This window comes from Olivibacter sp. 47 (assembly GCF_030372825.1).
Classification (GTDB): domain Bacteria; phylum Bacteroidota; class Bacteroidia; order Sphingobacteriales; family Sphingobacteriaceae; genus Olivibacter; species Olivibacter oleidegradans.
Window position 1 is genome coordinate 5,025,275 of sequence record NZ_JAUCNR010000001.1, and the last position, 20,495, is coordinate 5,045,769.

Consider the following 20,495-nt stretch of genomic DNA (forward strand, 5'->3'; position numbering starts at 1 on the left):
ATTTGCAAGATTATGGCAAAGTCAACGAATTGGGAGGGGTAGCTAACGTAAAGTCGTATTGGAACAGGTCTTCTAGCATTAACCTAATCAATGCCTAACCATGAAAAATATCCGCGTTATTCTGTGTGTTGTATCAATGTCCATTGCAGCACTTTTCTTTGTTGCCTGTAACAATGCGCCGACAAAGGACACGCAGGGAATTCTTACAGGAAGAGCGAATGTATTGGTTGACGAAACCGTAGCACCTATTATCGAAGATCAGATCGCCATTTTTGAGAGTAGCTACACCAATGCAGAGCTTACCATGATTGCTAAATCTGAAAATGAGCTGATACGTGCATTGTTGCGAGATTCGGCTCAACTAGCTATTACTACACGCGAATTGACAGAAAAAGAATCGGAATTTTTTAAATCGAAGACAATATATCCCCGAACTGTACGTTTTGCTACGGATGCCATTGCTATTATAACGAATAAACGCAACCCGGACTCGACCATCTTGGCAGATGACATTATCCGGATCATGAAGGGGCAGGAGGTAACAAAGATAAAGGCGTTGGTATTCGATAATGCCAATTCGAGTACGGTTGCTTATTTCAGGAAATTGGCGGGCGTCGATAAATTACCTGATCAGGGCGTTTATGCACTGAAAGGTAGCCGTGAAATACTGAAGTATGTGAAGGAAAATCCACAAAGCGTAGGTGTTTTGGGGATTAATTGGATTATGCAACCAGAGAGGGAGCTGGTCCCTTATATGGAGCATATAAAAGTGCTCGGTGTTAAGAATCAGCAAGGAAAACCCGGTGATGACGGATATTATAAACCAACCCAATCAAATTTGGCTTTAAATTTGTATCCTTTCACCAGGCCTTTGTACTGTATCAATGTGCAAGGAAAAGAATCGATCGGCCTCGGCTTTTCATCCTTCCTGCATGGCGAGCGAGGTCAAAGACTTATTTTGAAATCCGGCCTATTGCCTGATAGTATCCCTCCACGGGAAATAATAATAAGAAATTAGTATATTAGACTTTAAATAAATTAAAAGAACAATGAAAATGATAAGAAGAGCAGCAAGTGTAGGTCTTGCGATTGCTTTCATAGCTTCGGGGGCTTCTTATGCACAAAGTCTGAAAGATGCACAAGTAGCAATCGACGCGGAGCAATACGCAAAGGCTAAATCGATTCTAAAGAATTTAGTGCAGAACAAGCCGAAAGATGCCGAAAACTATTTTTATTTGGGCGACGTCTATTTGGTAACCGATTATCCGGATTCGGCAAAAACTTTTTTCCAACAAGGACTTGAAGCTGATCCAAAAGATAACCTGAATAAAGTAGGCTTAGGAGCGGTAGCGCTTGTACAAGGTAATACAGCGGAAGCTGAAAAGCTATTTACCGAAGCTACGGAGAAAGCAAAAAAGAAGGACTACCTAGAGAATCTGTATGTAGGTCGTGCCTATATGAATCCTAACTTAGAAAAACCGGATTATAAAAAGGCCTTGCCTTACTTGGAAAAAGCAAAAGAAGCGAATCAGAAGGATGCCTTAATCCCATCTTCTTTGGGAGATGCTTACTTCGGCATGGGCGATGCAAGTAATGCGTATACCAACTACCGTGATGCATACGATTTGGATAATACCTTTACACGTGCCCGTGTACAAATGACCGTTATCTCTAAACAAGCACGTGCGTTTCCTGAAGCTGTTCAGGATTTAAATACCATTATTCAAGAACATCCGGATTATGCGCCTGCTTACAGAGAATTGGCAGAGACCTATAATGCTTACGCACAATTTGCGACAAAATCAGAAGACTATAACAGTCGTATCCAAGAGGCGTTGAAGGCTTATAAGCAATATATGGATTTAACGGATTACTCCTTGGATTCACGTATGCGCTATGCCGACTTCATGATCAAGGCAAGGGATTACAAGAACTTAGAAGAACAAGCTAATGAAATGGCTAAGTTGGATAAAGTAAACCCGCGTATCTTACGTTACTTAGGTTACGCTTCTTACGAAAATGGTAATTATCCTTCCAGCCAAAAAGCATTGACTGATTTCCTTTCCAAAGTAGAGCAAAACCGTATCATTCCTCAGGATTACTATTTCTTAGGCTTATCTGAAATTAGAATTGCAAGCGATACAACCAAAGCGACCGATACTACACTATTGGCCCAAGGTATCGCTAATTTAACCAAGGGCGTTCAAATGGACACCACTTGGAAATTGGCAGAGGATGTGAGTGCAGAAGCGAAAAAGACTTTTGATGCAAAACGTTTTGATTTAGCCGGTGCTTTGTTTAAAGCAGCAGCACAAGCACCAAAGTCAAAAACATACAATTACGATTTGTTTTACTGGGGATTTTCGCAGTATTTCAACTATGCTATGCATATGAATGACGATCCGAAGCCAAGTATGGGCATTTTAGATGATGCGGTAAACGCCTTTACGAAAGTAAATGAAGTAGCTAAAGATATGCCTGAAGCATACTTATATAAGGCAAAAGCCCTATCTCTAAAAGAAGACCCACAAAATCCTCAAGGGCTTGCTGTACCTGCTTATAAAGAGTATCTAGGCGTGATTCAAGCAAAGGATGCCGAAACACAGAAGAAGTCGGGACGGTATATTGCTGAAGCTTATAATGTAATTGCTGCAGATTTAGTAAACAAAGAGCAATACCAAGAAGCTCGTGAGAATTTGGAAAAAGCTTTAGAAGCTGAACCTGGAAATGCTTACGCTACGCAAACATTAGAGCAATTAAAGCCTGCTGCTAATAACGGTACATCAGCTCAACAAAAATAATCTTATTAAATTATTGTTTAAAAGCGCCACTCATCCGAGCGGGCGCTTTTTTTATGGCAAAATCTTGGGTGATAAGTTGATAATGTAAGAAGTAAAATTTATGTTTGCATTATTAACAGACACTAACTAAACATAAACTATGGAAGCCGCTACAAACAGTACTCCCATTGATTACTTGCCGATTTTGCTTCAAATGTTTGTTGCCGTAGGCTTTGGCGTTACTACCATTATTGGTACGCATCTCATCGGACCAAAACTTCGCACCGAAAACAAACTAAGTTCCTTTGAATCGGGCATAAAAGTAATCGGAAATGCCCGTCAACCCGTTTCGATTAAATACTTCATGGTGGCTATACTCTTCGTAATTTTTGATGTCGAAGTTATTTTCATGTACCCCTGGGCCGTCAATTTTAGATCGCTGGGGATGGAAGGACTCATCGAGATGTTTATATTTATGGGGCTCCTATTGCTGGGTTTCATCTATGTAATAAAGAAGAGAGCCTTGGAATGGGACTAAAAGTTGCGCATATATTAGAACGATTCTAAATACCTGCAATTTTCACCCTTAACCTATTAAATTATTAAATTTGAGCATACCTGCTTTTAAAAGCAGTGGCATTTTGTGATGGATAATGCCATGACCAGTTGGCATTTTAATACCTAGGAATTATGAGTGATATAAAATTAGCCCCCCCTCCTCCGGGAGTCACCGGGTCAGGTTTTTTCGCCACTACGCTCGATAAAGCTGTTGGGCTTGCCCGCGCAAACTCTTTATGGCCTTTACCGTTTGCCACCTCTTGCTGTGGAATAGAATTTATGGCTACCATGGGTGCTACCTATGACCTTGCCCGTTTTGGTGCAGAACGGCCGAGCTTTTCTCCGCGCCAATCCGATATGTTGTTAGTAATGGGAACCATAGCAAAGAAAATGGGGCCGGTACTGAAACAGGTCTATATTCAAATGGCTGAACCTCGCTGGGTAATTGCCGTTGGCGCCTGCGCTTCCAGTGGTGGAATATTTGATACCTATTCCGTTTTGCAAGGTATTGATGAAGTGATTCCTGTGGATGTGTATGTCCCTGGATGCCCGCCAAGGCCGGAAGCCATTTTGGACGGCGTTATGCGCCTACAGGATATTGTCAGGAACGAATCGGTTCGCCGAAGAGAGACGGAAGAATATAAAGCGCTTTTGGAAAGTTACGGAATACATAAAAATGACTAAACTAAATAAAGAAACGCTTATAGGATACTTAAAGCAGGCATTTGAAAGTGACGTGAACGGGGTGGAAGAACCTTTCGGTTTACTAAGCATAACAACCTCAAAAGAGAAAATTTTAGAGGTACTTGCCTTCTTGAAAACCAATAAAGATTTACAGTTTATTTACCTGACAGATATTACCGCGGTTCACTACCCGGAGCAAGCGCTTAGTATCGCTGTTATATATCATGTACATAGCTTAGTGCACAATGTCAGGATTCGAATTAAGGTATTTTTGGATGGTACTAAGCCGGAAATACCCTCTGCTACATCTTTGTGGAACGGCGCGAACTGGATGGAGCGTGAAACATACGATTTCTTCGGCGTGATATTTCAAGGACATCCCGATTTACGGAGAATCTTGAATGTAGATGAAATGGAGGTCTTTCCCATGCGGAAGGAATATCCGTTGGAAGACCCAAATAGAGTAGATAAAAAAGACTTTTTCTTTGGTAGATAATTCATTATGAGCGAGCTGCGACCGAAAATAACCACTAACCACCTCGTGTTTGAGGATAATGATCCACAGGACGACTTGGTTACCTTGAACCTTGGACCTACACACCCGGCAACACACGGCGTCTTTCAAAACGTGTTGCAAGTGGATGGAGAGCGTATTGTAAGTGGTGTCTCTACCATCGGTTATATTCATCGGGCTTTCGAAAAAATAGCCGAACATCGACCCTACTATCAAATTACTCCGCTTACCGATCGTCTTAATTATTGCTCTTCTCCCATTAACAATATGGGATGGCATATGACGGTAGAGAAGTTGTTGGGCATAGAGATTCCAAAGCGCGTACAGTATATGCGGGTTATCATCATGGAACTTGCCCGTATAGCCGACCACATTATTTGCAATGGGATATTAGGAGTGGATACCGGCGCGTTCTCCGGCTTTCTGTATGTGATGCAGGAGCGCGAATTTATCTACGAAATATTTGAGGAGATTTGTGGTGCCCGATTGACAACTAATATTGGACGAATTGGAGGTTTCGAGCGCGATTTTAATGAAATAGCCTTTTCCAAAATCAGGCAATTTGTAAAAAGATATCCACCGGTTTTAACGGAATTCGAGGAACTGTTTAACCGAAATAGAATATTTATTGACCGTACGTCAGGTGTAGCGGCTGTGGATCCTGAAACAGCCTTAAGTTATAGCTGGAGTGGCCCCCTCTTGAGGGCAACAGGCATTGATTATGACGTGCGTGCCAACGAGCCATACTCATCCTACGACGAGTTCGATTTTGACATCCCCGTAGGTGAAAATGGGGATGTATACGACCGCTATATGGTACGGAATGAGGAAATGCGACAAAGTATACGGATCATTGAACAGGCATTGGATAAGATTGAAAAGGAACCCAAAGGTATCTTTCATGCCGATGTACCTGAATTCTATCTACCTCCGAAAGAGCAGGTCTATAATAATATGGAAGCGCTCATCTATCACTTCAAAATTGTGATGGGAGAAATTGATACACCAAAAACTGAGGTATATCATGCGGTTGAAGGAGCAAATGGCGAACTGGGTTTTTACCTGATTAGCGATGGAGGGCGATCCCCTTACCGACTGCACTTTAGGCGGCCGTCTTTCATTAATTATCAGATGTACGCGCCTATGAGCAGTGGTATGTTGCTTTCGGACGCTATTATTAATATGAGTAGTTTAAACGTTATAGCAGGAGAATTAGATGCTTAGTGTAAAAAACAACAGCCCTGTGGAAATAAAGGACGACCTCCTTGCAAAGTTTGACGAGATCGTAAAAAGATACCCGGAAGGTAGGCAAAAGTCGGCTTTGCTACCTATACTACATTTAGTGCAAGCCGAGTTCGGGTGGTTAAGTGTAGACGCAATGGATAAAGTTGCAGCCTATTTGCGGATAGAACCTATAGAGGTATACGAAGTGGCAACTTTTTATACTATGTTTTTCTTACAACCTCAAGGTAAATATGTGTTGGAGGTTTGTCGTACAGGACCTTGCTGTTTGGTGGGTGCCGAACGGATTATGAAACATATCGAAAACCGATTAGGAGTAAAGGAAAATGAAGTAACACCTGACGGCTTATTTAGTTGGAGAGGTATCGAGTGTGTTGCAGCATGCGGTATGGGACCTGTTCTACAAATTGGACCAACTTATACTTATTACGAAAACCTAACGGAAGAAAGTGTTGATCAGTTAATTGAAGAATTAAAGCACAAGTAAGTAAAATGAGGTAAAGGTGTTTGAGGATAGAACAAAAGCGTTGAATGACTGAGCTGTTTTGTATGAAACTAAGCGCTAATCACCGATTATACCAACAACGAATAACTAACAACGAATGACCATACGAATAGCTAAAGACTAAATGCAATGGCGCGGAAATTACTATTAGAGCATATTCAGGTACCTGGAATAAATACATTTGAGGTTTATCGCCAAAAGGGTGGGTATCGGGCGGTTGAAAAGGCTTTGAAAACCCTCAGTCCGGAAGAAGTGGTGGAAGAAGTGAAAAAGTCGGGACTGAGAGGGCGCGGTGGAGCGGGCTTTCCCACAGGAATGAAATGGAGTTTCTTGGCCAAACCGGAAGGAGTGCCCCGTTATTTGGTATGCAATGCCGACGAATCCGAGCCCGGCACGTTTAAAGATAGGTACTTAATGACTCATATTCCCCATGCGCTAATTGAAGGAATGATCGTTGCTAGCTATGCATTGGGAGCAAACACTTCTTACATCTATGTGAGAGGGGAGATGATGCCCCAAATCCGTATTCTCGAAAGAGCTATTGAAGAGGCTAAAGCCGCAGGATTCTTAGGTAGCAACATTTTAGGTACCGGATATAATTTAGAACTGTATGTGCAACCGGGTGGCGGAGCTTATATATGTGGTGAGGAAACAGCGCTCTTGGAATCACTTGAGGGAAAACGAGGAAACCCTCGTATAAAACCTCCATTCCCTGCAGTGGCTGGTTTGTATAACTGTCCTACGGTTGTCAATAATGTCGAGTCAATCGCCGCCACAGTCCCGATATTAAATATGGGTGGAGAGGAATACGCCAAAATAGGTATCGAGCGAAGCACCGGAACTAAATTGATATCAGCCTCCGGCAATATTAATAAACCGGGGGTGTATGAAATCGAACTCGGTCTACCGGTAGAAGAATTTATCTATTCTGATGAATACTGTGGAGGCATCACCAACGGAAAGCGTTTAAAAGCAGTTGTAGCAGGCGGTTCTTCTGTCCCGATTCTTCCCGCTAATTTAATATTAAAAACAGCAAAGGGAGAGAATCGGCTCATGACTTACGAATCGTTGGCTGATGGTGGTTTCGCAACCGGAACAATGCTCGGATCGGGAGGTTTTATCGTCTTCGATGAAGATCAATGCATTGTGCGTAATACCTGGAATTTTGCCCGCTTTTATCATCACGAGAGCTGCGGTCAGTGCTCACCTTGTAGAGAGGGAACAGGTTGGATGGAGAAAGTATTGCACCGGCTCGAATATGGCCATGGCAAAATGAGTGATATTGACCTATTGGTAGATGTCTCGAAAAAAATAGAAGGGAATACAATTTGCCCGCTTGGTGATGCAGCTGCTTGGCCCGTTGCAAGTGCTATTCGTCATTTTAGAGACGAATTTGAGTGGCACGTCATTCATGGAGAAGAGGCACAACATAGAAATTTCGGCTTGGCACATTATGCAGATCCCCTGACGGTGGAAGGGTGAAGGTAAAAAGTGAGGGGCTAATGGCTGGTTAACAACTAATAACTAACAGCTAATAACTAAATATATGGCTGATAACGAAAAAATAAAAGTAAGCATTGATGGTATTACCGTTGAAGTAGCACCTGGAACAACCATATTAAATGCCGCACGGCAGATTGGGGGAGAAATTGTACCACCCGCTATGTGTTATTATTCCAAATTACAAGGAAGCGGCGGGAAATGTAGAACCTGTCTGGTAAAAGTAAGTAAAGGCTCAGAGAAGGATCCGAGACCAATGCCTAAATTGGTAGCTTCTTGTCGCACTACGGTGATGGACGGTATGGAGGTTCAAAACATTACTTCCAATGAAGTTTTGGAAGCACGGAAAGGGGTCGTTGAAATGTTGTTGATTAATCATCCATTGGATTGCCCTATCTGCGATCAGGCCGGCGAATGCCACTTGCAGGATCTAGGTTTTGAACACGGTGCTGCAGCTACCCGTTATGAATTTGAGCGAAGAACTTTTGAACGAATAGATATTGGAGATAAGATCCAATTACATATGACGCGATGTATTTTATGTTATCGTTGCGTTTTTGTTGCAGATCAAATAACGGACAAAAGAGTACATGGCATTTTGGGAAGGGGAGATGCCGCTGAAATATCAACGTATATCGAAAAGGCGATCGATAACAATTTTTCAGGCAATGTGATTGATGTCTGCCCGGTAGGGGCTTTGACCGATAAAACTTTCCGGTTTAAAAACAGGGTCTGGTTTACCAAACCGGTAGATGCACATCGGGATTGCCCGGACTGTTCCGGTAAAGTTACCCTGTGGTATAAAGGGGAAGAAGTGCTACGCGTTACAGCCCGAAAGGATGAATACGGCGAAGTTGAGGATTTTATTTGCAATACATGCCGTTTCGATAAAAAACATACTACCGATTGGGTTATAGAAGGTCCTCGAAAGGTAGTCCATACATCCGTTATCTCGGCGAATCATTATGAGACCCTGAAACCCTTACCGGTAGTTAAGGAGAATCCGAAGCTTCAAGAAGCTAACAAACATCAGTTCGAACGGTCAGTCCGGCTTTAATAAAGCTATATAAACAATAATAACACGGTTAATAAACAGATAAATTAAACGTTGATGGAAGCTGCATTTATAATAGAGAAATTGATACTGATCGTAGTCGTGTTTGTATTAACACTCGTTATTGCCATGTATTCAACCTTGGCCGAAAGAAAAGTGGCCGGCTTTATGCAAGACCGCAAGGGGCCGGATCGTGCGGGTCCCTTTGGTATTTTGCAACCTTTAGCGGATGGAGGGAAATTCTTTTTTAAGGAAGAGATAATTCCGGCCGGTGCACACAAAGGACTCTTTATAGCGGGACCAACTATCGCTATTATAACGGCTTGTATCAGTAGCGCTGTGATACCATGGGGCCAGTCCCTGCAAATCGGAGAGCGAGTAATAGATTTACAAGTAGCCGATGTAAACGTTGGGATTCTTTACATCTTCGGTGTGATTGCGTTGGGAGTTTATGGTATTATGCTTGGTGGATGGGCTTCCAATAATAAATTTTCTTTAATGGGAGCGATTAGAGCGGCTTCACAAAGCATCAGTTATGAAGTGGCGATGGGGCTTTCCATTATCGCGCTCTTAATGGTCACGCAAACATTATCCTTAAAGGAGATCGTAGCACAGCAAAGCGGTTTTGTGAACTGGAATATATGGGTTCAACCCCTAGGCTTTATCATTTTTGTTACCTGTGCTTTCGCCGAATGTAACCGTGTACCATTTGACCTCCCGGAATGTGAAACGGAATTAGTTGGCGGGTATCACACCGAATATTCATCGATGAAACTGGGACTTTATATGTTCTCGGAATATATCAATATGTTTGTTTCATCGGCCGTGATGTCCGCCCTTTACTTTGGCGGATATAACTTTCCTTTTATGCACGATTTAGGGCTCTCGCAGAACTGGATCACCATCATTGGCGTACTGGTATTCTTTCTGAAAATATTTGCCTTCATCTTCTTTTTTATGTGGATTCGGTGGACTTTACCTCGTTTCCGTTATGATCAGTTGATGAATCTAGGATGGAAAATTCTCATTCCTTTAGCAATCGCAAACATTGTATTAACAGGTGTAATAACCTTAATAAAGGATACCTATTGGTAAGGAATGCCAGGTATTTAACGAAGCCCTTGCTTAATAATAAAAAAAATGGAACCCTTAAGTAATAGAAAAAAAGTTTTAGAGCAGAAACCGATGAATTTCTGGGAGCGGATGTATCTTCCGGCTATTCTAAAAGGGATGCGTGTTACCATAAGGCATTTCTTTAGAAAAAAAGCCACCGTCTCTTATCCCGAAGTAGAACGCCCTTACTCGAAAAATTATCGTGGAATGCATTCGCTGAAGCGGGATGAAGAAGGAAGAGAAAGGTGTACGGCCTGCGGTCTATGTGCACTTTCTTGTCCGGCTGAAGCAATTACCATGATATCCGCTGAACGAAAAAAAGGAGAGGAACACTTGTATCGTGAGGAGAAATATGCTGCGGTATACGAAATTAATATGCTCCGATGCATTTTTTGTGGCTTGTGCGAGGAGGCTTGTCCAAAAGAGGCGATTTATCTGGATGGTCCGCACGTACCGGCGGATTACTTGCGGAAGGATTTTATTTATGGAAAAGACAAGCTTGTCGAAGAACGATTTGATATCCATTCCCTGAGGTAGATGCTTAACTAAAACGAATACGATAAAACATATAAACTTTAGATTGTGAGCTTATTTTATTTTGTAGCCTTTCTTTCAATATTCTTCTCATTGATGGTGATCATTACCAAAAATCCGGTACATAGCGTACTGTATTTGGTAATCACTTTTTTCACTTTCACTGTGCATTATATTTTGTTGAACGCCCAGTTTTTGGCCGTGGTAAACTTTATAGTCTATATGGGAGCTATCATGGTTCTCTTTCTGTTTGTATTGATGCTTTTAAACCTGAACAAGGATACGGAGCCTATGAAATCGGTTTTAGTGAAGGTAATGGGAGCTGTTGCAGGTATGTGCTTGCTCGTGACCGTTGCGGGTTCTATACGAGCGATTGAAGTTTCCGACCCTTTAATCCTTAAAAGCCCGGATATTGGTCTTGTCGGCAATCTCGGTAAAGTGTTATTTAATGAATTTTTATTACCCTTTGAAATTTCGTCATTGCTATTGCTTACAGCGATGGTAGGCGCAGTGTTACTGGCAAAGAAAGAACAAAAAAGTATATAATGGAGACAATCGTTAAAGATTTACAAGGAATACCGCTGAATCATTACATATTATTGAGTAGTATAGTGTTTTCGATTGGCGTAATCGGTGTACTTACTCGCAGAAATGTGATTATCATTATGATGTCCATAGAACTGATGCTCAATGCGGTAAACCTTTTACTGGCAGCTTTTTCGGCATACCACGGCGATGCCTCGGGGCAGGTCTTTGTGTTTTTTGTCATGGCCCTTGCAGCGGCGGAAGTTGCGGTTGGACTGGCCATCATTGTGATGGTATATCGAAATACCCGATCGATTGATATCAATTCGCTCAATAAGTTGAAGTGGTAAGATTTGAAGCTTACAGCCGGGCTGTAATCAATCTAAAATTTAAATCTATTTTGAACAAAATAAGCTACTCGCAAGACGTATAGCTAACATAAACATCGTATGACTGGATTAATTTGGATCGTTCTTTTACCTTTAATAGGGTTCGTATTAAACGGATTAGGCAGAAATAGCCTGTCGAAGCCAATTATCTCGCTTATTGGCTGCGGAACTATTTTGGCCTCCTTTTTATTAAGTTGTAATGTTTTTGGTGCGGTTTATACCGCTCGGCAGGGAGGCGAAGACGCCGCCTTCTCCCAAACGATCTTCCACTGGATAAGCGCAGGCAACTTACATATATCATTGTCCTTTTTGGTGGACCCCCTAAGTGCTATTATGTTACTCATCATTACGGGTATCGGCTTCTTGATTCATTTGTATTCAACAGGATATATGAAGCATGATGCAGGTTTTGGTAAATTTTTTGCCTATCTGAATCTTTTTATCTTTTTTATGCTGCTGTTGGTTTTGGGATCCAATTACGTCGTTATGTTTATTGGATGGGAGGGCGTAGGTTTATGTTCGTATTTATTAATCGGATTTTGGTACCAGCGCGTTGACTATGCAAGTGCGGCTAAGAAAGCCTTCGTTATGAATCGAATCGGAGATCTGGGTTTTTTGCTTGCCATATTCCTCTTGTTTTATACCTTCGGTTCGCTTGAATTTAACGATATCTTACCAAAAGCAGCCGGATTCCCGGTAGGCGATTCCTCCTTGTTTTTAATTTCACTCCTACTCTTCATAGCGGCAACGGGTAAGTCTGCTCAAATACCTTTATTTACCTGGTTGCCGGATGCGATGGCTGGCCCAACACCGGTTTCTGCGCTAATACATGCCGCAACCATGGTAACAGCAGGAATTTACCTGATTGCAAGATCGAACATTCTCTTTACTTTATCACCGGCAACCATGGAAATCATAGCAATTGTTGGTTTGCTAACAGCTTTATTGGCGGCATTTATCGCAGTTACCCAAAACGACATAAAAAAGGTACTAGCTTATTCAACCGTTTCACAATTAGGCTATATGTTTTTGGGACTCGGTGTAGGAGCTTTCACCGGAGCGTTTTTTCACGTTATTACCCATGCTTTCTTTAAAGCTTTGTTGTTCTTGGGAGCGGGATCGGTAATCCATGCCATGAGCAATGAGCAGGATATGCGATCAATGGGCGGTTTAAAGAAAAAACTGCCGATAACTTTTGTAACCATGTTGATTGGTACAATTGCTATAGCGGGTATCCCGCCGCTAGCAGGCTTTTTCTCCAAAGACGAGATATTGGCACATGCTTTCGCTCATAATAAAATTTTATGGGTTGGAGGATTTGTAGGAGCCTTGTTCACCGCCTTCTATATGTTTAGAATGCTATTTCTTACCTTCTATGGTAAATTCCGAGGTACCTATGATCAGGAAAGACATCTCCACGAGTCTCCGGTAGTCATGACCTTACCACTCATTATTTTAGCCGTACTCTCTTTCGGTGGAGGCTTTTTAAACATACCGGAAGCCTTGGGTGGACATACAGGACTTTCTAATTTTTTGCAGCCCGTTTTTGCAGCCTCTACGTCAAAAAATACAAGCGGTCATCTGTCACATACAACAGAATATATCTTAATGGGGCTGTCTGCCCTTGCGGCGCTCGTAATGGCTGGCTATGCTTACACCAAGTACATAAAGAAAGCCGCTCTGCCTGCAGCCGATCACGAGGATCGCAGTGTATTGGAACGACTTTCATATCACAAGTTTTATATTGACGAGTTTTATGATCGTGTTGTTACCAAACCATTGAATGGATTGTCTAGTCTTTTTTATGCAGTTGACAGAAAGCTCATCGACGGTTTCGTAAATTACATCGGAAATGGCGCATCGCAAGCAGGAACCTTATTGAGGTTACTACAGCAAGGTAATGTGGGCTATTATATTTTTTATATGGTGATCGGCATTATCGCCGTATTGGCTTACGGTTTATTTATAATTTAATCTGATAAGGTAAAGAAAATTCATGGATAACTTAGTTTTACTTCTTCTTGTACCCATAATAGGAGCAGTTCTGTTAGCTTTCATAAAAAACACTAACTTAGCTAAGCCAATAGCACTCATCTGTTCACTTATAGCGCTCGGGATAACCGGTACTTTACTTGGCGCTTTCGTGCCGGATGCCAGTATGCAATTTGAACAGAATATTCCCTGGATCCCGGCACTGGGCATACACTTTCATGTAGGGATCGATGGCATCAGCATGCCTTTGGTATTACTTACCAACGGGCTCATACCCTTAATTATTCTTAGTACGTTTAAACAACAACAAAGGGGGGCGTTCTACGCGCTTGTTTTGTTTATGCAAACAGGCCTTTTGCTGGTTTTTACCGCATTAGATGCCTTTCTTTTTTACGTTGGTTGGGAAATTGCGTTGATTCCGATTTACTTCATATGTGGTTTATGGGGAGGGGAGAATAGAGCGCGTGTTACGCTGAAATTTTTCATTTATACCTTTGCTGGGAGTCTGTTAATGCTCATTGCTATTATCTATCTCTATACCCAGGTCCCCACAGCAAATTATGAATTAAGCTCCTTTTATGAGCTAAAGCTGGATGAAAAGACACAACGCTATATTTTCTGGGCATTTTTCATCGCTTTTGCCATCAAAATGCCTTTGTTTCCTTTTCATACATGGCAACCGGACACTTATGTAGAAGCACCCACGGCAGGAACGATGTTATTGTCAGGCATTATGTTAAAAATGGGCGTTTACGGATTAATTAGATGGTTGTTACCGATAGCGCCGCTCGGTTTCAGTCAGTACGGAGCCCTCGTGCTCAGTTTGGCAGTGATCGGCATTGTGTATGCATCTATCATTGCCTTTAAGCAAAGAGACGTAAAACGTTTAATTGCCTATTCTTCCATCGCACACGTCGGACTGATTGCGGCAGGCGTTTTTGTTTGGAACATTCAGAGCTTGCAAGGCGCCATGATACAGATGATCAATCACGGGATTAGCGTTGTTGGATTATTCTTTGTAATAGAGATTATTGCTCGCCAATTGAAAACGCGGGAGATACAGGACATGGGGGGGCTTGCAAAAAACGCTCCAACACTCGCGCTTGTTTTCCTTGTTATTGTTTTGGGGGCTATCGGTCTACCTTTAACCAATGGATTTATTGGTGAATTTTTATTGCTTATAGGACTTTATCAAGCGGGTCTTTGGTGGGCGATATTTGCCGGACTTACTATTATTTTGGGAGCGGTTTATATGCTGCGTATGTACCAGGGTGTAATGCTCGGTGAGACGAATGAAAGAATGACCCACTTTAAAGACATTAGCGGAACGGACCTGCTTTTATTAGGGGTTCTCGTTGTTTTGATAATCGCTATCGGATTGTATCCAAGGCCATTGCTTCACCTCTCTGAAGCCGCCGTGACAAATTTGATAGAACAGGTGAAGACGATGCACTAAAGAATAGGGAGTAGATTAAAGAACTATATCTGAAAAGAAATTAATAGAATACAAATGAGCGCAATTATTACATTGTCATTATTAGCAATACTCGTTTTATATCTGGGAATATTTAAAGCGCCTAAGGCCTTGTTACCGGTTTCCTTATTCGGGATGTTGGCGGCTTTATTTTTTCAATGGAAACTGTGGTCTGTAGATGCTACACCGCTTTACAGTGGAATGGTCCTATTCGACAAATTTGCATTGGCATTTTCTATGCTCCTTATTGGTATTACGATGTTGATATTTGTGCTGTCCAAAGGTTATTTTGATAGTATTAGCTCGAATATAGCAGAGTATTATGCACTTCTGATTTTTTCTCTTACGGGCTCTTTACTGGTTGTTGCTTTTCACAATCTTTCCATGTTGTTTATTGGAATAGAAATTATGTCTGTAGCGCTCTATATTTTAGCCGGTATAAGAAAAAAGGATCTGGCATCAAACGAAGCTTCACTCAAATACTTTTTGATGGGTGCGTTTTCGACCGGCTTCCTGTTATTTGGTATTGCCTTGGTTTACGGGGCCAGCGCTTCCTTCGACTTAGCTAAAATAAGGGATTACGTAAGTAACGGTTCTACTATTTCCCCTTTGTTTTATGCCGGTATATTATTTTTGATCGTTGGTTTGGCCTTTAAGGTGGGGGCTGCGCCTTTTCATTTCTGGACACCGGATGTTTATGATGGATCACCGATTTTAATTACCACTTTTATGAGCACTGTGGTGAAAACGGCCGCATTCGGTGGCTTTTTACGCCTGTTCTCCGTCTGCTTTGAGCCGTTGCAAAGTTTTTGGGCTCCTATTCTACTCATCATTATCGTTCTAACCCTTTTCATAGGGAATATCAGTGCCCTCGTGCAACAAAGCTTTAAACGTATGCTTGCTTATTCGAGTATTTCGCATGCCGGTTATATGTTGTTCGCTATATTAAACATGAATAATCAGGCCAACGGTGCCATGTTGGTATATGCGACGGCTTATTCAATTGCCTCCGTTACCGCTTTCGCCGTATTGATATTGGTTAAACGGAGCGAGGGTGGTGAATATTTCGAATCGTTTAACGGCTTGGGAAAAACAAATCCTTTTCTTGCATTAATACTTACAATAGCCATGCTATCTTTAGCAGGTATCCCATTAACGGCTGGGTTCATTGGCAAATTTCTGATGTTTTCCGAGGCGCTGTCTAATTTACATGTTGCGCTTGTCATCTTGGCAGCCATCAATGCAGCGATTGGTATTTTCTATTATTTCCATGTTATTATTAATATGTATTTCAAGGAGGGAAATGCCGTTCTTATAACAACAGACAACAACTATAAGGTAGTATTATTTATAGCTGCGCTATTAACCTTGCTTATTGGCATTTACCCAGAGTGCTTAAGCAGTTTAATATAATGTCTATTAGGTACGGAGCTAGTAAATTTTTCGTATGTTTGAATTTATAATGGTAGCTTTGTAGCTATATATGCAAGAATTCTGCTTATCTATTTTTCAATACTTTGATGCTGAGACCCTAATCCGGTCGGGAGGCTTCTACCTAATAGTATTCGTAGTTTTTGCTGAAACAGGGCTTTTTTTTGGCTTTTTTCTACCAGGGGATTACCTGCTTTTTCTGGCAGGCCTATTTGTTGCTTCAGGTTTATTGGATGTTTCGATTTTTACCTTGTGTTCAGGAATGATATTTGCTGGCATATTAGGGAATTTTGTAGGCTATTGGTTTGGATGGCGTACCGGACCTATGCTTTTTAAGCGTAAGGATTCGTGGCTTTTTAAACGGAAATATATCGTAATGGCTGAGGAATTCTATAACAAATATGGAGGAGCTGCTTTAATTTTGGGCAGATTTATGCCAATAATACGTACCTTTGCTCCCATATTTGCGGGTATCGTGCGTTTGGATTTTAAAAAATTCGTTCTATATAATATAATAGGAAGTTTTTTGTGGGTGTTAACATTAACCTTAGCAGGGTTTTATTTAGGTAGACAGTTTCCGCAGATTATAGATTATATTGAATATATTGTAATTGGCTTTGTTGCCTTGACAGCATCGCCTATTATTGTCGCAATCATAAAACAGAGTTTTAAAAAGCATCCTGTCAACCAGGATAAAAAAGAAGAAAAAGAGTATTAGTTAAGTTTAGAATTATATGAATAACGCACATCCGTGGCACAATGTATCTCCGGGCGATGATGTCCCTTCTTCCGTAAACGCAATCATAGAAATACCTAAAGGTTCCAAAGCCAAATATGAAATTGATAAAGAAAGCGGTCTGCTAAAGTTGGATCGTGTTTTATTTTCATCGGTAATGTACCCGGCAAACTATGGTTTTATACCCCAAACGTATTGTGATGATAAAGACCCGCTTGATATTCTGGTTATCTGCTCCGTGGATGTAGTTCCTATGTCTATTATCGAAGCTAAAGTCATTGGAGTCATGCACATGGTTGACGGAGGTGAACAGGACGATAAGATTATTGCTGTAGCAAAAAATGATATGTCGGTTAACTATATTAATGACCTTTCCGAGCTTCCTCCACATACGATGAAGGAAATCGTTCGATTCTTTCAGGATTATAAGGCGCTGGAAGGAAAGAATGTTACCATTGAAAAATGGATGGGTAAGTCGTTCGCGTATACTTGCATCCAGGAGAGCTTAGAGCTCTATCAGAAGACGTTCATTAACAAATAGTACATGGGCTTCCAAATTTTTGTCACATTATTTCTGGTAGTGCTCAATGGGTTTTTTGTTGCTGCTGAATTTGCTATTGTAAAGGTTAGACTTTCGCAAATTGAAGTAAAAGCAAAATCCGGTAATAGCGTGGCAAAAGTTGCTAAGCATATAACTCAGCATTTAGATGGTTATTTAGCGGCAACCCAACTTGGAATTACATTGGCATCGCTTGGCCTCGGTTGGGTGGGCGAATCCGTTATGACCGAAATCGTGAACAAGGTGTTTGGTTTGTTTAACGTTGAGTTGACTGGGCAAATTGCTACTAATCTTGGACATGTTTTAGCATTCTCTATTATAACAGTTCTGCACATTGTCTTCGGTGAATTGGCTCCGAAGTCGATAGCAATTCAACGTCCTGTGGGGACAACTATGGCCTTGTCCTTGCCTTTAAGGTTTTTCTATGTCATATTTCGCCCGTTCATCTGGATCTTAAATGGATTCGCCAATTTTATTTTACGCCTTTTAGGCTTTGGTGCTCATATGCATGAAGCGCATCACTCTACTGAAGAGCTACAATACCTCTTGGACCAAGGAAAGGAAAGCGGTGCTTTGAATATGATTGAACATGAGTTGATTAAGAACGTCTTCGATTTTAATGAACGGGTTGTAAAGAACATCATGGTACCGAGAACCAAGATCGTCGGTATTGAATTAAGTAGCCCAAAGGAGGAGCTTCTGCAAACCATTATCAGTGAAGGTTACTCAAGAATTCCTGTGTACGATGAAACAATCGATAAGATTGTCGGCATTGTGCATGCCAAAGATATTTTACCTTTAATGGTAAATAATAAAGAATTCGTGCTCAAAACCATTATCAGAAAACCTTATTTTATAGCGGAGAATAAGAAGATAAATGATTTGATGAGCGAATTTCAGTTGAAACGCATTCAAATAGCGATTGTGCTCGATGAATTTGGTGGTACGGCGGGTATGGTTACATTGGAAGATATTGTGGAAGAATTGGTTGGTGAAATTCAGGATGAATATGATGAAGAAAAACCGATTGTTGAAAAGGCTTCGGATACCGAGTATATCGTTGAAGCTGCTGCCAGCGTACATGACGTGAATGAATATTTACCGTATGAGTTGCCTGAAAGCTCAGATTACGATACGCTTTCCGGCCTAGTAATAACCGTTTTCGATAAAATCCCGGATGTTGGAGAGCGAAAAGAATTCCACGGTTATATCTTCACTATTTTAAAGAAGACACAGCAGAACATCGAATATGTAAAGCTGGAGTCGCTACCTCGCGACAGCGAGAACATGGAAGAAGAGGATTGATATTAATTAATAGTGCACCTTTTTTATACACCGGATATTGAGGCTAATGCCATTGAATATGTGCTTAATGAGGATGAAAGTAAACATTGCGCACGTGTATTAAGGCTTGGCATAGGTGATCCCATTGTATTAATTGATGGACGCGGCAGCTTGTTTCGAGTCGAAATTGCCGATGCGCACCCCAAACGCACCAAAGTCCGCATTTTAACTATTGAGCGGAATTATGGGAAGCGAAACCACTATTTACATATTGCAGTGGCGCCCACTAAAAACCTGGACCGCTTGGAATGGTTTTTAGAAAAGGCAACGGAAATCGGTATCGATGAGATTACACCGATCATTTGTGAGCATTCTGAACGTAAAGAGCTTAAAGTCGAACGCTTGATGAAGGTGGTGACCGCTGCTGTGAAACAGTCGTTAAGCGCCTATCACCCTAAAATTAACGAACCAATCGATTTTCGTCGTTTTGCTGAAGAACTGCCGGCAACGCAGCATTTTATAGCACACTGTCTGGAAGCAACTAAAGTGACCCTAACCGCTGAAATAAAGCCTCATGGCAGTTATTGTGTTCTTATTGGGCCTGAGGGTGATTTCAGTCCTTCGGAAGTTGAATTCGCTATAAGCAAAGGCTGCCAGGCAATAAGCTTGGGGAACACACGTCTTAGAACGGAAACCGCTGCTTTATATGCCTGTATGGAAATTAATCTCCTGAATAGAAATTGATGCAGCATAGCGGTTGCTTTGCATCATTACTTTAATATCCGCTTAATCTTGTTCGATTTTTTAATCAGCTTATAAAACGATTGGTAATCTTCGATTTCCAATAGATGTTGCATGTTCTGCAATTGATGAATATGCTCCTCCAAAACATCCATAACGTTTTTTCGATTTTGCCTGAATATGGGTACCCACATATCCGCTGAACTTTTGGCTAAACGTACGGTGGATTCAAATCCCGAACTAGCTAGTTCGAAAATCCTTCCTTGCGACTTCTCTTTCTCTAAGACGGTAAGCGCTAAAGCAAAAGAAGTGATATGCGAAATGTGCGAAACATAAGCGGTGTGTACGTCATGTTCTTTGGCGTTCATGAAAACTGTCTTCATTTCCAACTGGTCTACCACCGCTTCTGCGGTATCAAAAGCGTCTTCATCACTATTGGTAGCATCGCAATAAATCATGGTCTTTCCACTGAATAAGTTGGGAACAGCAGCCTCCGGACCGGAGTATTCTGTCCCTGCCATGGGATGGCAAGCGACAAGTCGCCCACGCTTTTCATGGTTTTCAACCAGCGATAAAAGCTTCTCTTTGGTAGATCCCATATCCATTACCACTTGTTTGGGAGATAGTTGGTCGAGTAGACTTGGCAGTATCTTACAAATCGCATCAACGGGCACCGCTAAAATGAATATATCTGCTTCGGCTATGGCCTCTTCTAATGATTTTCCCTCGTCGATCAGACCCAAACTTAGCGCCTTTTTTATATTTTGCTCATCTTTGTCAATACCAATAACCTTCGAAGCAAATTTTTTCTCTTTGAGCGTAATGGCAATTGATCCACCAATTAACCCTACACCAATAATGGCAATTTTCATTGTATCTG

Annotated in this window: 21 protein-coding genes; 20 read left to right on the forward strand and 1 reads right to left on the reverse strand. The window is 41.5% G+C overall.

The window, feature by feature from the left end; genetic code table 11:
• Nucleotides 1-100: 100 nt before the first annotated feature.
• The 20 genes from QT327_RS21790 (at nt 101) to QT327_RS21885 (ending at nt 19,618) form a co-directional block, all read left to right on the forward strand.
• Nucleotides 101-1,018, forward strand: coding sequence for a PstS family phosphate ABC transporter substrate-binding protein (locus QT327_RS21790; RefSeq protein WP_289554044.1), 918 nt, complete (start codon nt 101-103; stop codon nt 1,016-1,018).
• Nucleotides 1,019-1,055: 37 nt separating this feature from the next.
• Complete coding sequence (locus QT327_RS21795) at nt 1,056-2,801, forward strand: tetratricopeptide repeat protein (protein WP_165446895.1); 1,746 nt, start codon at nt 1,056-1,058, stop codon at nt 2,799-2,801.
• A 139-nt stretch (nt 2,802-2,940) separates the two neighbouring features.
• Nucleotides 2,941-3,318: an NADH-quinone oxidoreductase subunit A gene (locus tag QT327_RS21800; RefSeq protein WP_013664876.1), complete on the forward strand. Its 378-nt coding sequence runs from the start codon at nt 2,941-2,943 to the stop codon at nt 3,316-3,318.
• 152 nt (nt 3,319-3,470) lie between these two features.
• Entirely contained in the window at nt 3,471-4,022 is a 552-nt protein-coding gene (locus tag QT327_RS21805; protein ID WP_013664877.1) for an NADH-quinone oxidoreductase subunit B, read from the forward strand.
• Nucleotides 4,015-4,518 carry an NADH-quinone oxidoreductase subunit C gene (locus tag QT327_RS21810; protein ID WP_289554045.1) on the forward strand — a complete coding sequence of 168 codons (504 nt, stop codon included), beginning with the start codon at nt 4,015-4,017 and terminating at the stop codon, nt 4,516-4,518. Before QT327_RS21805 ends, QT327_RS21810 begins: the two co-directional genes overlap by 8 nt.
• A 6-nt stretch (nt 4,519-4,524) precedes the next feature.
• Complete coding sequence (locus tag QT327_RS21815) at nt 4,525-5,760, forward strand: NADH-quinone oxidoreductase subunit D (protein WP_013664879.1); 1,236 nt, start codon at nt 4,525-4,527, stop codon at nt 5,758-5,760.
• On the forward strand, nt 5,753-6,265 hold the full coding sequence (locus tag QT327_RS21820) for an NADH-quinone oxidoreductase subunit NuoE family protein (RefSeq protein ID WP_013664880.1): 513 nt from the start codon (nt 5,753-5,755) through the stop codon (nt 6,263-6,265). Before QT327_RS21815 ends, QT327_RS21820 begins: the two co-directional genes overlap by 8 nt.
• 147 nt (nt 6,266-6,412) lie before the next feature.
• The gene (nuoF, locus tag QT327_RS21825; protein WP_130854479.1) at nt 6,413-7,765 is read left to right on the forward strand and encodes an NADH-quinone oxidoreductase subunit NuoF; all 1,353 of its coding nucleotides are present in this window, start codon (nt 6,413-6,415) and stop codon (nt 7,763-7,765) included.
• A 64-nt stretch (nt 7,766-7,829) separates the two neighbouring features.
• Nucleotides 7,830-8,840, forward strand: a complete 1,011-nt coding sequence (locus QT327_RS21830) for an NADH-quinone oxidoreductase subunit G (RefSeq protein WP_130854478.1) — start codon at nt 7,830-7,832, stop codon at nt 8,838-8,840.
• A gap of 54 nt (nt 8,841-8,894) precedes the next feature.
• Entirely contained in the window at nt 8,895-9,932 is a 1,038-nt protein-coding gene (nuoH, locus tag QT327_RS21835) for an NADH-quinone oxidoreductase subunit NuoH (RefSeq protein ID WP_130854477.1), read from the forward strand.
• 45 nt (nt 9,933-9,977) lie between these two features.
• Nucleotides 9,978-10,487, forward strand: coding sequence for a NuoI/complex I 23 kDa subunit family protein (locus QT327_RS21840; protein WP_013664884.1), 510 nt, complete (start codon nt 9,978-9,980; stop codon nt 10,485-10,487).
• Nucleotides 10,488-10,532: 45 nt separating this feature from the next.
• On the forward strand, nt 10,533-11,030 hold the full coding sequence (locus QT327_RS21845) for an NADH-quinone oxidoreductase subunit J family protein (RefSeq protein ID WP_013664885.1): 498 nt from the start codon (nt 10,533-10,535) through the stop codon (nt 11,028-11,030).
• A complete protein-coding gene (gene nuoK, locus QT327_RS21850) occupies nt 11,030-11,359 on the forward strand; it encodes an NADH-quinone oxidoreductase subunit NuoK (RefSeq protein WP_013664886.1) in 330 nt (109 codons plus the stop codon). Before QT327_RS21845 ends, nuoK begins: the two co-directional genes overlap by 1 nt.
• A gap of 99 nt (nt 11,360-11,458) precedes the next feature.
• The gene (nuoL, locus tag QT327_RS21855; protein WP_289554046.1) at nt 11,459-13,372 is read left to right on the forward strand and encodes an NADH-quinone oxidoreductase subunit L; all 1,914 of its coding nucleotides are present in this window, start codon (nt 11,459-11,461) and stop codon (nt 13,370-13,372) included.
• A 22-nt stretch (nt 13,373-13,394) separates the two neighbouring features.
• On the forward strand, nt 13,395-14,846 hold the full coding sequence (locus QT327_RS21860; RefSeq protein WP_289554047.1) for a complex I subunit 4 family protein: 1,452 nt from the start codon (nt 13,395-13,397) through the stop codon (nt 14,844-14,846).
• Nucleotides 14,847-14,900: 54 nt separating this feature from the next.
• On the forward strand, nt 14,901-16,277 hold the full coding sequence (locus tag QT327_RS21865; protein WP_289554048.1) for an NADH-quinone oxidoreductase subunit N: 1,377 nt from the start codon (nt 14,901-14,903) through the stop codon (nt 16,275-16,277).
• Between the two features lie 70 nt (nt 16,278-16,347).
• Nucleotides 16,348-17,013, forward strand: a complete 666-nt coding sequence (locus QT327_RS21870; RefSeq protein ID WP_013664890.1) for a DedA family protein — start codon at nt 16,348-16,350, stop codon at nt 17,011-17,013.
• A 16-nt stretch (nt 17,014-17,029) separates the two neighbouring features.
• On the forward strand, nt 17,030-17,572 hold the full coding sequence (locus QT327_RS21875; RefSeq protein WP_013664891.1) for an inorganic diphosphatase: 543 nt from the start codon (nt 17,030-17,032) through the stop codon (nt 17,570-17,572).
• 3 nt (nt 17,573-17,575) lie between these two features.
• Nucleotides 17,576-18,895, forward strand: coding sequence for a hemolysin family protein (locus QT327_RS21880; protein ID WP_289554049.1), 1,320 nt, complete (start codon nt 17,576-17,578; stop codon nt 18,893-18,895).
• Between the two features lie 12 nt (nt 18,896-18,907).
• The gene (locus QT327_RS21885; protein ID WP_289554050.1) at nt 18,908-19,618 is read left to right on the forward strand and encodes a 16S rRNA (uracil(1498)-N(3))-methyltransferase; all 711 of its coding nucleotides are present in this window, start codon (nt 18,908-18,910) and stop codon (nt 19,616-19,618) included.
• 26 nt (nt 19,619-19,644) lie between these two features.
• On the opposite strand, the gene QT327_RS21890 is transcribed toward QT327_RS21885, so the two are convergent.
• Nucleotides 19,645-20,487 (reverse strand): prephenate dehydrogenase, encoded by an 843-nt coding sequence (locus QT327_RS21890; RefSeq protein WP_289554051.1) that lies wholly within the window; start codon nt 20,485-20,487, stop codon nt 19,645-19,647.
• Nucleotides 20,488-20,495 lie beyond the last annotated feature (8 nt).

Excerpts from the sequence above, each read along its gene's own strand:
- QT327_RS21860 (WP_289554047.1), top strand. The coding sequence starts at position 13,395 with ATGGATAACTTAGTTTTACTTCTTCTTGTACCCATAATAGGAGCAGTT.
- QT327_RS21870 (WP_013664890.1), top strand. The coding sequence starts at position 16,348 with ATGCAAGAATTCTGCTTATCTATTTTTCAATACTTTGATGCTGAGACC.
- QT327_RS21865 (WP_289554048.1), top strand. The coding sequence starts at position 14,901 with ATGAGCGCAATTATTACATTGTCATTATTAGCAATACTCGTTTTATAT.
- nuoK (WP_013664886.1), top strand. The coding sequence starts at position 11,030 with ATGGAGACAATCGTTAAAGATTTACAAGGAATACCGCTGAATCATTAC.
- QT327_RS21790 (WP_289554044.1), top strand. The coding sequence starts at position 101 with ATGAAAAATATCCGCGTTATTCTGTGTGTTGTATCAATGTCCATTGCA.
- QT327_RS21890 (WP_289554051.1), bottom strand. The coding sequence starts at position 20,487 with ATGAAAATTGCCATTATTGGTGTAGGGTTAATTGGTGGATCAATTGCC.
- QT327_RS21875 (WP_013664891.1), top strand. The coding sequence starts at position 17,030 with ATGAATAACGCACATCCGTGGCACAATGTATCTCCGGGCGATGATGTC.
- QT327_RS21820 (WP_013664880.1), top strand. The coding sequence starts at position 5,753 with ATGCTTAGTGTAAAAAACAACAGCCCTGTGGAAATAAAGGACGACCTC.
- QT327_RS21810 (WP_289554045.1), top strand. The coding sequence starts at position 4,015 with ATGACTAAACTAAATAAAGAAACGCTTATAGGATACTTAAAGCAGGCA.
- QT327_RS21830 (WP_130854478.1), top strand. The coding sequence starts at position 7,830 with ATGGCTGATAACGAAAAAATAAAAGTAAGCATTGATGGTATTACCGTT.
- nuoL (WP_289554046.1), top strand. The coding sequence starts at position 11,459 with ATGACTGGATTAATTTGGATCGTTCTTTTACCTTTAATAGGGTTCGTA.
- nuoF (WP_130854479.1), top strand. The coding sequence starts at position 6,413 with ATGGCGCGGAAATTACTATTAGAGCATATTCAGGTACCTGGAATAAAT.
- QT327_RS21815 (WP_013664879.1), top strand. The coding sequence starts at position 4,525 with ATGAGCGAGCTGCGACCGAAAATAACCACTAACCACCTCGTGTTTGAG.
- nuoH (WP_130854477.1), top strand. The coding sequence starts at position 8,895 with ATGGAAGCTGCATTTATAATAGAGAAATTGATACTGATCGTAGTCGTG.
- QT327_RS21805 (WP_013664877.1), top strand. The coding sequence starts at position 3,471 with ATGAGTGATATAAAATTAGCCCCCCCTCCTCCGGGAGTCACCGGGTCA.
- QT327_RS21840 (WP_013664884.1), top strand. The coding sequence starts at position 9,978 with ATGGAACCCTTAAGTAATAGAAAAAAAGTTTTAGAGCAGAAACCGATG.
- QT327_RS21800 (WP_013664876.1), top strand. The coding sequence starts at position 2,941 with ATGGAAGCCGCTACAAACAGTACTCCCATTGATTACTTGCCGATTTTG.
- QT327_RS21795 (WP_165446895.1), top strand. The coding sequence starts at position 1,056 with ATGATAAGAAGAGCAGCAAGTGTAGGTCTTGCGATTGCTTTCATAGCT.
- QT327_RS21880 (WP_289554049.1), top strand. The coding sequence starts at position 17,576 with ATGGGCTTCCAAATTTTTGTCACATTATTTCTGGTAGTGCTCAATGGG.